The sequence below is a fragment of the Enterobacter sp. RIT637 genome (genome assembly GCF_019718755.1).
Taxonomy (GTDB): Bacteria; Pseudomonadota; Gammaproteobacteria; order Enterobacterales; family Enterobacteriaceae; genus Enterobacter.
This window is the reverse complement of record NZ_JAIHAZ010000002.1, coordinates 484,061-496,288: the sequence shown is the minus strand read 5'-3', so window position 1 is coordinate 496,288 and position 12,228 is coordinate 484,061. Positions and strand designations below refer to the sequence as shown.

The window sequence follows — 12,228 nt, the reverse complement described above, 5'->3', positions numbered from 1 at the left end:
GGAGGCGGATAAGACCACATTGTAAATTTCACAAAAATGAAACGCCGATCCCCTTTTCTCACTTTGCCACGCTATCTGCCTCTGCGCGCCTCTGGTATGATGAGTCCAATTTGCTAAAGCTGTGTAATGGAAATCTCACTATGGTCATTAAGGCGCAGAGCCCGGCGGGTTTCGCGGAAGAGTACATCATTGAAAGCATCTGGAATAATCGTTTCCCTGCGGGATCAATTCTACCTGCTGAACGCGAACTCTCTGAACTGATTGGCGTCACCCGTACCACGCTGCGTGAAGTCCTGCAGCGTCTGGCACGTGATGGCTGGTTGACGATTCAGCACGGCAAGCCAACGAAAGTAAACAACTTCTGGGAAACGTCCGGGCTGAACATTCTTGAAACGCTGGCGCGTCTCGACCACGAAAGCGTGCCGCAGCTGATCGACAATCTGCTCTCCGTGCGTACCAACATCGCGACTATCTTTATCCGCACCGCGTTCCGTCAGCACCCTGAAGATGCGCTCGCGGTGCTGGCCAGCGCGAACGAGGTCGAAGACCACGCTGACGCGTTCGCCACGCTTGACTACAACGTCTTCCGCGGCCTGGCCTTTGCCTCCGGTAACCCGATTTACGGCCTGATCCTGAACGGGATGAAAGGGCTGTATACCCGCATTGGTCGCCACTACTTCGCTAACCCTGAAGCCCGCAGCCTGGCGCTGGGGTTCTACCATAAGCTGAGCAAGCTCTGCACTGAAGGGCTGCACGATCAGGTGTATGAGACGGTGCGTCGCTACGGGCATGATTCCGGTGAAATCTGGCACCGCATGCAGAAGACGCTCCCGGGTGATTTAGCGATTCAGACCCGCTAAAAGAAAAAACCTCTCGCAAGAGAGGTTTTTTTCGTCGGGTGGCGGCTACGCCTTACCCGACCTACGGTTCTTGTAGGCCCGGTAAGCGTAGCGCCACCGGGCAAAAAAGCGGCACTACAGCGTATTCAACCGCGCCGGGCATCGCTCCAGCAGCTCCACGCTGCCATCTTCATTCTGCTGTTCAAGCAACACGTCAAAGCCCCACAGCCGATGCACGTGCTTCAGCACCTCTTTACGCCCTTTATCCAGCGGCGCACGGTTGTGCGGGATATAGCGCAGCGTCAGGGAGCGGTCACCGCGTAAATCCACATTCCACACCTGAATATTCGGCTCAAGGTTGCTCAGGTTGTACTGGGAAGAGAGGCGAGAGCGGATCTCGCGATAGCCCTCTTCGTTGTGGATCGCCGAAATTTCCAGGTAGTTGTTACGGTCATCATCCAGCACGGTGAAGAAACGGAAATCTCGCATGATCTTCGGCGACATAAACTGGCTGATAAAGCTCTCATCCTTAAAGTCACGCATCGCGAAATGCAGCGTTTCCAGCCAGTCGGAACCGGCGATGTCCGGGAACCAGTATTTGTCTTCCTCCGTCGGCGACTGGCAGATGCGCTTGATGTCCTGGAACATCGCAAAGCCAAGGGCATACGGGTTAATGCCGCTGTACCACGGGCTGTTATAAGCAGGCTGGAACACCACGTTGGTGTGGCTGTGCAGAAACTCCATCATAAAGCGTTCGGAGACTTTCCCTTCGTCATACAGGTGGTTAAGGATGGTATAGTGCCAGAAGGTCGCCCAGCCTTCGTTCATCACCTGCGTCTGTTTCTGCGGGTAAAAATACTGGCTCACCTTACGCACAATGCGCAGGATCTCGCGCTGCCACGGCTCCAGCAGCGGCGCATTTTTCTCCATAAAGTAGAGCAGGTTTTCCTGCGGCTCAGACGGATAACGACGCGCTTCGGCGACCGTTTTTTCCTCTTCACGCTTCGGCAGGGTGCGCCACAGCATATTCACCTGGCTTTGCAGGTACTCCTCGCGGCTTTTCTGCCGGGCCTTCTCCTCCTGTAAGGAGATTTTTTGCGGACGCTTGTAGCGGTCAACGCCGTAGTTCATCAGCGCGTGGCAGGAATCGAGCAGTTTTTCCACTTCGTCCACGCCGTAGCGCTCTTCGCATTCAGTAATGTATTTACGGGCGAAAATCAGGTAATCGACAATCGAGCTGGCATCCGTCCAGCTGCGGAAAAGATAGTTGTTCTTGAAGAAAGAGTTATGCCCGTAGCAGGCGTGAGCCATCACCAGCGCCTGCATGGTAATGGTGTTCTCTTCCATCAGATAGGCAATACACGGGTTGGAGTTAATGACGATCTCATACGCCAGCCCCTGCTGGCCGTGTTTATACAGCCGCTCCGTTTCAATAAATTTCTTACCAAACGACCAGTGCGGATAGTTGATCGGCATCCCGACGCTGGAGTAGGCATCCATCATCTGTTCGGACGTAATGACTTCAATTTGATGTGGATAGGTATCCAGGCGATAGAGTTTTGCCACCCGGTCAATCTCGGCCAGATAGACATCAAGCAGCTCGAAGGTCCAGTCGGGTCCATCGCTCAGACGTGTGTTGTCCTTGGATATGGAATCAATAGTAGCCATTAGCGCGCCCTCGTTGTTGGGAGCTCTCTCTGTCTGGAGAGCCTCCTTTCAAGCATAGATCAACGCGTTAAAAAGCGTGCTGAAGCAGAAATTTTTTCTTTGCGATTTCGCGTTTTTGATACGGCAAAAAAAGCGGGTCTCGCAGAGTTTTATGCTGGCTAAAAATAACGCGCAGCAGGAGATCCCAAATTAGCACTATCCCCTGATACAGGGGGATGTGTGAGGTAAGTCACCATAAAAAAGTCGTATGTTGAATAATATTTTCAACTAGGTTATCAATCTGTAATTAGAAGATTGTTCTTTTGCACATAATGGAGTGGCTATGCGTGTTGTCATACTGGGAAGTGGTGTCGTTGGCGTAACCAGCGCCTGGTATTTAAGTCAGGCTGGGCATGAGGTTACCGTTATCGATCGTGAATCTGGCCCGGCGCTTGAAACCAGTGCGGCGAACGCCGGACAAATCTCTCCGGGCTATGCGGCGCCGTGGGCAGCGCCCGGCGTGCCGTTAAAGGCGATTAAGTGGATGTTCCAGCGCCACGCGCCGCTGGCGATCAGTCTCGACGGCACGCAGTTCCAGCTGAAGTGGATGTGGCAGATGCTGCGCAACTGCGACACCCGCCACTACATGGAAAATAAAGGACGCATGGTGCGTCTGGCGGAGTACAGCCGTGATTGCCTGAAAGCCTTGCGCGCCTCGACGGGCATTGAGTACGAAGGCCGACAGGGCGGTACGCTGCAGCTATTCCGCACTGAACAACAGTATGAAAACGCCACCCGCGATATCGCCGTGCTGGAAGATGCGGGCGTACCGTACCAGCTGCTGGAAGCCAGTCAGCTGGGGCAGGTGGAGCCTGCGCTGGCGGAAGTGGCGCACAAGCTGACGGGCGGGCTGCGTCTGCCAAACGACGAAACCGGCGACTGTCAGCTCTTTACCCAGCGTCTGGCACAGATGTGCGCGCAGGCAGGGGTGAAATTCCGTTTTAACACCTCTGTCGACAAGCTGCTGTCCGAGGGCGAAAAAATTTACGGCGTGAAGTGTGGGGAGGAGGTGATCAAAGCCGATGCCTACGTGATGGCGTTTGGCTCATACTCCACCGCCATGCTGAAAGGCATCCTCGATATTCCGGTCTACCCGCTGAAAGGCTACTCGCTGACCATTCCGGTGAAAGAAGAGAGCGGCGCGCCCGTCTCGACCATTCTGGACGAAACCTACAAAATCGCGATCACCCGCTTCGACAACCGCATCCGTGTGGGCGGCATGGCGGAGATTGTCGGCTTCAACACCGAGCTGCTGCAGCCGCGTCGTGAAACCCTGGAAATGGTGGTGGGCGATCTCTTCCCGCGCGGAGGTTTTGTTGAGCAGGCGACGTTCTGGACCGGCCTGCGTCCGATGACGCCGGACGGCACGCCGATTGTCGGCCGCACGCCGTATAAAAACCTGTGGACCAATACCGGGCACGGCACGCTCGGCTGGACGATGGCCTGCGGCTCGGGTCAACTGCTGAGTGACCTGATCTCCGGGCGCACGCCGGTAATTCCGTTTGACGATTTAAGTGCCGCACGTTATCAATCAGGGTTTACCCCATCGCGTCCTCAGCACCTGCACGGCGCGCATAACTAAGGAGTCGTCATGTCCCGTCCCATTCTGGCTCAGCTGGACTTGCAGGCCCTCAAGAATAACCTGCAAATTGTTCGCCGTGCTGCGCCGGGTACACGCGTCTGGTCGGTAGTCAAGGCAAATGCCTACGGCCACGGCATTGACCGTATCTGGAACGCGCTCAGCGCGACGGACGGTTTTGCTTTACTCAATCTTGAAGAGGCCATTCTGCTGCGCGAGCGCGGCTGGAAAGGGCCCATCCTGCTGCTGGAAGGTTTTTTCCACGCCGACGATCTGCCGCTGCTGGACAAATACCGTCTGACCACCAGCGTTCACAGCAACTGGCAGATTAAGGCGATTCAGGATGCGAAGCTCCACGCGCCGCTGGATATCTATCTCAAGGTGAACAGCGGCATGAACCGCCTGGGCTTCCAGCCTGAGCGGGTCCATACGGTCTGGCAGCAGCTGCGTGCCCTGAAAAATGTCGGTGAAATGACGTTGATGGCGCATTTTGCGGATGCTGAAAAGCCGGACGGTATCGCCGATGCCATGGTCCGCATTGAGCAGGCGGCAGAAGGGCTGGATTGCCCACGTTCGCTGTCGAACTCAGCGGCGACGCTTTGGCATCCTGAAGCCCACTATAACTGGGTGCGTCCGGGGATCGTTCTGTACGGCGCGTCTCCCTCAGGCCAGTGGCAGGACGTCGCCAACAGCGGCCTGAAGCCGGTCATGACCCTGCGCAGTGAAATCATTGGCGTGCAGACGCTGAAGACGGGTGACACGGTAGGCTATGGCAGCCGCTACCGTGCGGCGGGCGAGCAGCGCATCGGGATTGTCGCGGGCGGTTATGCGGACGGCTATCCGCGTCTGGCGCCAACCGGCACGCCCGTGTGGGTCGATGGTGTTCGCACGGGCACGGTAGGCACCATCTCAATGGATATGATGGCGATAGATTTAACCCCTTGTCCGCAGGCGGGCATCGGATCGCCGGTCGAGCTGTGGGGTAATGAGGTTAAAATCGACGATGTGGCTTCCGCTGCGGGCACGGTCGGCTATGAATTGATGTGCGCGCTGGCACCGAGAGTGCCAGTTGTGACGGTGTAACGAATGGTTGCGTCGGGTGGCGCTAACGCTTACCCGACCTACGTTCGAGGGTTTAGTAGGCCGGGTAAGGCGAAGCCGCCACCCGGCAAAAAAACAACTACTCGGTTTCCTCTTCCATCGGTCTGACGCCGACTTTTCTCACCGCGTTATCTTCTTTCTCCGCAACCGTCCAGATCATCCCGGCGAACTCTACCTGGTCACCAACGACGGGGGCAGCCCCCAGCAGCTGCTGAATGATTTCCCCGAGCGTTTGCTGCTTGTCGCGGTACTCCAGCCCTTCATCCAGGCCGTAAATCAGCGCCACATCGGCAAACTTGGCGCTGGCTTCCAGAATAAAATCGCCGAAGAAACGCTGATCCAGCGCCACCGGAGGCGACTGGCTAAACAGTTTGCCCAGCGCGGGCAGGTCGCGCTCGCGGCCAATGACGCAGAGAATATCCCCTTCACGCAGGCGGGTGCTGCCGGTAGGGTGCAGCAGGACGTTATCGCGGAACAGGGCGGCAATGCGCGTTTCGGCGGGCATATGCAGATCGCGCAGTGAGGCCCCTACGCACCATTTGTCGGCGCTGAGCTGGTAAACAAACTGCTCCCACGGGTTTTCCGGGTGAATATCCAGCCCCACGCGGGAGACCGGCCAGCCAACGGGCGGCACCACCACCTTGGCCTTTTTCGCCGCCCATCCGAGAGACGTTCCCTGGAACAGCAGCGAAATCAGCACCACGAAGAACGCCACGTTAAAGAACAGCCGCGCGTTATCCAGACCGGCCATCATCGGGAAAACGGCAAGGATAATCGGCACCGCGCCGCGCAGGCCCACCCAACTGATAAACACCCGCTCGCGCAGGTTGAAGCCGCGAAACGGCAGCAGGCCAGCAAAAACCGACAGCGGACGGGCGAAGAAGATCATCCACGCGGACAGCATCAGCGCCGGAACGGCGATCGGCAGCAGATCGGATGGCGTGACCAGAAGACCGAGCACCAGGAACATGCCGATCTGCGCCAGCCACGCCAGGCCGTCGAAGTTCTGCAAAATGGCATGGCGGTTGCGAATCGGCCGGTTGCCCATCAGGAAACCGCAGAGGTAGACGGCGAGAATGCCGCTGCCGTCCAGCGCGGTGGTGACGGCAAAAATCAGAATCCCGCCGCTCAGCGCCAACAGGGGGTAAAGCCCCGCGGGCAGCGAGATGCGGTTGATCATCTGCTGTAACAGGTAGCCCCCCGCCAGGCCGATAACAATCCCCAGCCCGAACTGCTGCAGGATATGCAAGGCGAACATCCAGCTCAGGCCCGTTTCGTGCTGCTGGATCATCTCAATCAGTGTGATGGTGAGAAACACCGCCATCGGATCGTTACTGCCGGACTCAATCTCAAGCGTTGATCCGACGCGCTCGTTTAGCCCTTTGCCGCCAAGCAGGGAAAAGACCGCTGCGGCGTCGGTTGAACCGACAATCGCGCCAATCAGCAAACCTTCCATGAGATTGAGATGGAAAAGCCACGCGGCCATCATCCCGGTGAGGCCGGAGGTAATCAACACGCCAACCGTCGCGAGCGACAGCGCTGGCCCTAAGGCGACCCGGAAAGAGCTCGCCTGGGTGCGCATCCCGCCGTCCAGCAGGATCACCGCCAGCGCGAGGTTACTCACCATGTAAGCGAAAGGGTAATTATCGAATGGGATACCGCCGATGCCATCAATGCCGGCCAACATGCCGATGGCAAGAAAAATCACAAGAATAGGTATGCCGAGACGCGATGAAAATGAACTCAATAAAATACTGCTGGTTACAAGCACAGAACCCAGAATGAAAAGGCTGATTATTGCTGCGGCATCCAATGTTGTCGTACTCCCACCTCAATGTTAACGCTGTTATTAAAACCCTAACATATTAACGACAGTAACAGCGTTTTATTGAGGTGGTTTAAGCGCTTTTTTATGCCTTTAAGACCGGATGGCCGCTGAGAGTAAGCCGACTGCCTGAATTATTATGCGTCAGCGTCGCCTGAGCGCCCAGCGGCAGGGTAACGGTCTGCTGCTCATGGCCAAAATCCAGTCCCGTAATCACCGGAATATCCAGCCGCGAGCGGATGAAATCAACCATCGTCTCAAGGGAGTAGCCCGCATCATAGTCATTCGGTGCCGAGCCGCTAAAACTGCCGAGCACGATGGCGGACTGGCGACCGAGAATACCCGCATGGTAAAGCTGGAGCAGCATGCGCTCGACGCGGAACGGATGCTCGTTGATATCTTCCAGCACCAGAATGCCATCCTCAATCTGGGGCAGCCACGGCGTGCCAATCAGCGACACCACCATCGCCAGGTTTCCACCCCAGAGCTGGCCTTCACATTCCCAGTGCGGCCCATTTCCCTGCCACTCAACGCTGTAGGTCGAATTGTGCAGCGCGCGCCAGAAATGTTCCTGGGTGAACGCATCCAGCTCCGGCGCGCCGAAGTTACCGGCCAGCATCGGGCCGCTGAAGGTAATGACGTTGTGCAGCGCCAGCAGGCCGAGCTGGATCGCCGTGAAATCGCTGTGTCCACAAATCAGCAGAGGATCCTGCTGCTGGCGTTTTGCCAGACCCTGCCAGTCAATACTTTCCAGCAACCGGCTCGCGCCATACCCGCCGCGCACCGCGAGCACAATCTGGTTTGCACCCTTCAGGTTCACCAGGCTGTTGATATCATTCAGTCTCTGCGCCTCTGTTCCGGCGAAGCGCTGCAGGCGGCGGGGGATAATTGTCTGATTTTCTACCCGATGGCCGGATTCCAGTAAGCGCTGAACGCCCCGCTGTGCCGCGTCCTGGTTGATGCAGTAACCCGACGGCGCGATGAGATGAAACTGAGACATGGCAATTCCTTGCTGAATGAGAAACTAATTGTCTATATCATGCCGCTTATACGCTGCCTGCTTCAAGAGGCGGCGCACTGCGATGACCGGCTATAAGGATAGATGACGTGAAATTGAGATGGTTTGCTTTTTTGATTGTGCTGCTTGCTGGCTGTAGTTCAAAACATGATTATCAAAATCCGCCCTGGAACCCTGAAGTGCCGGTGAAACGGGCCATGCAGTGGATGCCGATCAGCGAACAAGCCGGGAAGGCCTGGGGCGTGAGCCCGCGCCTGGTTACGGCGATCATTGCCGTGGAATCCGGCGGCAACCCAACGCTCGTCAGTAAATCCAACGCGGTGGGGCTGATGCAGCTTAAGGCATCAACGGCAGGTAAAGAGGTCTACCGCTATATGGGCTGGAGCGGTCAGCCGTCAACCAGCGAGCTGAAAAACCCGGAACGCAACATCTCGATGGGAACAGCTTACCTGAGCATTCTGGAACACGGCGTGCTGAAGGGGATTGAAGATCCTGAAGTGATGCAGTACGCGCTGGTGGTCTCTTACGTAAACGGCGCCGGTGCGCTGCTCAGAACCTTCTCGTCCGACCGTAAAGAGGCGATTGAAGAGATAAACGACATGGACAAAGACGAGTTCTTTGAGCACGTAGTGAAGAATCACCCGTCACCGCAGGCACCGCGTTATATCTGGAAAGTTCAGAAAGCGATGGACGCCATGTAATGCCGTTGTCGGGCGGCCTCGCTGCCCGACGCCCCTCATAAGACTTTATTCGCCCGTTCCCGCGCCTCTCGCTCCAGAGAGAAAATGATGCGCTGAAGCTCGCGCTCTGCCCCCGGCCCCACGTTCAGAAAGCGAAAGCTCAGGCGGGGCGTGGAAATGGTCTCGTTCTTGCTGTCCACCACTTTACGCTCGCTGATGGCAATCAGCTGCGCATCGAAATAAAACCGTCCCCAGCCGCCCATATCCAGCTCTATCTGCGTGAATCGCATGCCTTCCACCAGGCCGTCAGGTTTGGGGGTATCCATCAGCGCGCCCATGCCGCCCAGCGACAGGTCAAAGAGGCGGAAGCGGATCTCTTTTTTATCCGGCATTTTTGCCCGACAAAAATAAGCGGGATGGAGCGGGGCGCTGATGCGGAAATATTCCCGACGCTGTACAAACCAGAGGTTATCAGGCAGCGGCGTGGTAAAAGCAGGCAGCCCCAGATATTCGCTTAATTCCAGTCGCGGCAGAATAAACTCCACCTTTGCGCCTTGGGTTTCAGCCATTACCGAGATTTTTTCCGCCCGCTGCGCGGCGCGGTTCTCATGCTCCTGGCTGCCCAGGTCGACGATCAGACGGTCGGACGACACGTCGAGGATCTTGCTTATAAACTGATTGTTTGACCAACGCATGCGTAGCGGCACTTCACCTTTTTGCAGGTCGCGTAATACCCCTAATACAGCCAGCGGATTTTGTTTCAGGAACTGCTCACTGTAATTACTCACGCCAGATTGCTCCTTGATATATGACAGACTGTCTCTGCGTTATCGGCAATCTGAAATGAAACTTAATACAAACCGGTGATTTTTTTTACTGGCCGCCGTAATTTAAGTCGGTGAGATGAAAATGATTTTCGGGCGATGACCTATACTTAAGTCACCAGCGCGGAAGGTTTTCCGTGCATGCGTTAAACCTGCAAGAGGGCATCGCTATGGGTATCATCGCCTGGATTATCTTTGGTCTTATTGCCGGCGCTATCGCCAAATTGATCATGCCGGGAAATGATGGTGGCGGCTTTATTCTGACCTGTGTACTCGGTGTGGTCGGGGCGGTTGTCGGCGGCTGGCTGGCAACGATGTTTGGCTTTGGCGGCAGCATCAGCGGTTTCGATCTCCACAGTTTCCTGGTTGCGGTGGTCGGCGCTATTGTTGTGCTGGGCATATTCCGGTTACTCCGACGGGCATAACATGTTCACAAGCGGCCCTCACCTGAGGGCCGTTTTTTTAATTCGCGTATTGATTTGCTAATCGAAATGATAATAATTGTCGTTCCCAGTATTATCTATAACAAAGACGACAATTATGAATACCTCACGTTTTGCGTTATGTGCGTTGGCAGGAGCCGTGGCGCTGGCATTGCAGGCACAGGCTTTTGCGGAAGAATCGACTATCGTAGTCACGGGCGCAGAGCAGGGCAGCGCGCTTCCTTCATGGACGAACAGTGCGACCAAATCGGCGGTGGCAGAAAGTAAAACGCCGCAGGTGATCAACACCCTCTCGGAGCAGGAGATAGAAAAGCGTCACGCGAATTCCGTGAATGAAATCCTGCGCTATGCCCCGGGCGTCTCGACCGAGGTGAGGGGCAGTACCTCGTACATGAGCGAGTACAAGATCCGCGGGTTTACCGTTGACCAGGAATTCTATAACGGCCTGCAGCTGCCGTATAACGTCACCGGTAACACCAAAGCGCGCATCGATCCGCTGCTGATTGAGAGCGTCGATATTCTGAAAGGTCCTTCCTCAGTGCTGTACGGCGGCGGCTCGCCGGGTGGTCTGGTGAATATTCAAAGCAAAAAGCCGCAAAAAGCGTCCCGTACCGAGGTGGGTTTCAACACCGGCACCCGTAACCTGAAAGAGGGCTACCTCGACTCGACCGGGCAAATTGCTGACAGCGACTGGAACTACCGTCTGCTGGGGAAAGCGACGGAAAATGACGACCAGCCGCACACCACGCGCTACGAAAACTATCTCGTGGCACCGTCAGTGACCTGGCAGCCGGACAGCAAAACACGCCTCACCATTGATGCGCTGGCGCAAAATACCCCGAGCCTGTCGCCGTCCGACCCGCTGCCGCTCGCCTATCTGCGCTCGAGCTACGCCGATCGTCGGGACTATGCCGGGGACGAGTGGAGCGGATTCAAACAGCGCCAGTGGATGCTGGGCTACAGCTTTGAGCATGAGTTTGATAGCGGCTGGGGCTTTAATCAGAAAGCGCGCTATTTCGACGTGGACACCCATCAGCGCAGCGTCTATTCAACCGGGCCAGGCAGCGAGGTCTATCAACTCAACCGCTTTGCTTACACCACGGATGAAGATCTTCAGAGCTTCAACATCGACAACCAGGTCACCAAAACGGTTGCGCTGGGGGAATGGAAACATCATCTGCTGGCCGGGTTTGACTATCAGAAGCTGAACTCGCACTTCCACTACCGATACGCCTCCTCAACGCCGGGTATTGATATGCGCAATCCTGACCACGCGCAGATCGATGAAGGCGCGCTGGGACTGTATACCGCCCAGAAGAACCGTCTGAGCTATCAGCAGAACGGCTACTACCTGCAGGATCAGGTGGAGTTCGGTGGATTAAACCTGCTGGGTAGCCTGCGCTATGACGATTACCGCTCCGTGACCACGAATTACCTGCAAAACGGCGACAAAGCGTATGTCTCTCAGGATCGGGTCACCAAACGTCTGGGGGCGCTTTACGCCTTCGATAACGGTATTTCGCCTTTTATCAGCTACTCGGAAGGTTTTGCACCGGTCTCGCCGCAGGGAACGCTCACGGCAAAAGACGTGAAGCCAACGACCAGCAAGCAGGTTGAGGGCGGGGTGAAATACCTGCTGGCGGACTACGCCACCACCTTTACCGCATCGGTGTTTAACATTCGCCAGAAAAATGTCGTCACCTCCGATCCCGGCTTCCTCAACTACCGTCAGACCGGGGAAGTGGAATCCAAAGGGGCAGAGCTGTCGGCGGTCAGCCGCCCGACGGATAACCTGACGCTGATTGCGAACTACGCCTACACCCACGCCATCAATACGGAAGATGATAAATACCAGGGCAAGCGTCCAACCCAGGTGCCGGAGAATGCCTTCAACCTGTGGGGCGACTACACCTTCGACAGTACGCCGCTGAAAGGGTTGATGCTGGGGGCTGGCGCACGCTATACCGGGCCGATGGAAATTTCACCGAATAACGATGCGGGCAAACTCGGCGGCACCACGCAGTACGATCTGGCGGCCTCTTACCGCATGGGCGAAATTCTGCCGTCGCTGGAAGGGCTAACGATTAAAGCCAGCGCGCAGAACATCACCAATAAAGAGACGCTGACCTGTTACGACGCAACCAACTGCTGGATTGGGCGTGACCGGACGTATCAGCTAGGGGCGAGTTACAGTTTCTGATGACCTTTTCCC

Annotated in this window: 10 protein-coding genes; 6 read left to right on the top strand and 4 right to left on the bottom strand. The window is 56.3% G+C overall.

Annotated features, from left to right (window positions below; all coding sequences use genetic code 11):
• The first annotated feature begins 140 nt into the window (after positions 1–140).
• The gene (fadR, locus tag K5E19_RS05890) at positions 141–860 is read left to right on the top strand and encodes a fatty acid metabolism transcriptional regulator FadR (RefSeq protein ID WP_010432738.1); all 720 of its coding nucleotides are present in this window, start codon (positions 141–143) and stop codon (positions 858–860) included.
• 114 nt (positions 861–974) lie between these two features.
• Here fadR and K5E19_RS05885 read toward each other — a convergent pair whose 3' ends face one another.
• A complete protein-coding gene (locus K5E19_RS05885) occupies positions 975–2,507 on the bottom strand; it encodes a SpoVR family protein (RefSeq protein ID WP_089601462.1) in 1,533 nt (510 codons plus the stop codon).
• Positions 2,508–2,829: 322 nt separating this feature from the next.
• On the opposite strand from K5E19_RS05885, the gene K5E19_RS05880 reads away from it, so the two are divergent.
• Both K5E19_RS05880 and dadX read left to right on the top strand, forming a co-directional pair.
• A complete protein-coding gene (locus K5E19_RS05880) occupies positions 2,830–4,128 on the top strand; it encodes a D-amino acid dehydrogenase (protein WP_221550371.1) in 1,299 nt (432 codons plus the stop codon).
• 9 nt (positions 4,129–4,137) lie between these two features.
• Positions 4,138–5,208 carry a catabolic alanine racemase DadX gene (gene dadX, locus K5E19_RS05875; RefSeq protein WP_221550370.1) on the top strand — a complete coding sequence of 357 codons (1,071 nt, stop codon included), beginning with the start codon at positions 4,138–4,140 and terminating at the stop codon, positions 5,206–5,208.
• Positions 5,209–5,305: 97 nt separating this feature from the next.
• On the opposite strand, the gene K5E19_RS05870 is transcribed toward dadX, so the two are convergent.
• On the bottom strand, positions 5,306–7,039 hold the full coding sequence (locus K5E19_RS05870) for a potassium/proton antiporter (protein ID WP_221550369.1): 1,734 nt from the start codon (positions 7,037–7,039) through the stop codon (positions 5,306–5,308).
• Between the two features lie 97 nt (positions 7,040–7,136).
• Positions 7,137–8,051 (bottom strand): muramoyltetrapeptide carboxypeptidase, encoded by a 915-nt coding sequence (gene ldcA / locus K5E19_RS05865; RefSeq protein WP_221550368.1) that lies wholly within the window; start codon positions 8,049–8,051, stop codon positions 7,137–7,139.
• Between the two features lie 107 nt (positions 8,052–8,158).
• Between ldcA and emtA the strand changes: the two genes are divergently transcribed.
• Positions 8,159–8,770 (top strand): membrane-bound lytic murein transglycosylase EmtA, encoded by a 612-nt coding sequence (emtA, locus tag K5E19_RS05860; protein ID WP_216357651.1) that lies wholly within the window; start codon positions 8,159–8,161, stop codon positions 8,768–8,770.
• Positions 8,771–8,805: 35 nt separating this feature from the next.
• On the opposite strand, the gene K5E19_RS05855 is transcribed toward emtA, so the two are convergent.
• Positions 8,806–9,537 (bottom strand): flagellar brake protein, encoded by a 732-nt coding sequence (locus tag K5E19_RS05855; protein ID WP_108417613.1) that lies wholly within the window; start codon positions 9,535–9,537, stop codon positions 8,806–8,808.
• 206 nt (positions 9,538–9,743) lie between these two features.
• On the opposite strand from K5E19_RS05855, the gene K5E19_RS05850 reads away from it, so the two are divergent.
• Complete coding sequence (locus K5E19_RS05850) at positions 9,744–9,998, top strand: GlsB/YeaQ/YmgE family stress response membrane protein (protein WP_010432765.1); 255 nt, start codon at positions 9,744–9,746, stop codon at positions 9,996–9,998.
• A 115-nt stretch (positions 9,999–10,113) separates the two neighbouring features.
• Positions 10,114–12,216, top strand: a complete 2,103-nt coding sequence (locus tag K5E19_RS05845; protein WP_221550367.1) for a TonB-dependent siderophore receptor — start codon at positions 10,114–10,116, stop codon at positions 12,214–12,216.
• Positions 12,217–12,228: the final 12 nt, after the last annotated feature.

Excerpts from the sequence above, each read along its gene's own strand:
- dadX (WP_221550370.1), top strand. The coding sequence starts at position 4,138 with ATGTCCCGTCCCATTCTGGCTCAGCTGGACTTGCAGGCCCTCAAGAAT.
- K5E19_RS05845 (WP_221550367.1), top strand. The coding sequence starts at position 10,114 with ATGAATACCTCACGTTTTGCGTTATGTGCGTTGGCAGGAGCCGTGGCG.
- fadR (WP_010432738.1), top strand. The coding sequence starts at position 141 with ATGGTCATTAAGGCGCAGAGCCCGGCGGGTTTCGCGGAAGAGTACATC.
- K5E19_RS05880 (WP_221550371.1), top strand. The coding sequence starts at position 2,830 with ATGCGTGTTGTCATACTGGGAAGTGGTGTCGTTGGCGTAACCAGCGCC.
- ldcA (WP_221550368.1), bottom strand. The coding sequence starts at position 8,051 with ATGTCTCAGTTTCATCTCATCGCGCCGTCGGGTTACTGCATCAACCAG.
- K5E19_RS05885 (WP_089601462.1), bottom strand. The coding sequence starts at position 2,507 with ATGGCTACTATTGATTCCATATCCAAGGACAACACACGTCTGAGCGAT.
- K5E19_RS05850 (WP_010432765.1), top strand. The coding sequence starts at position 9,744 with ATGGGTATCATCGCCTGGATTATCTTTGGTCTTATTGCCGGCGCTATC.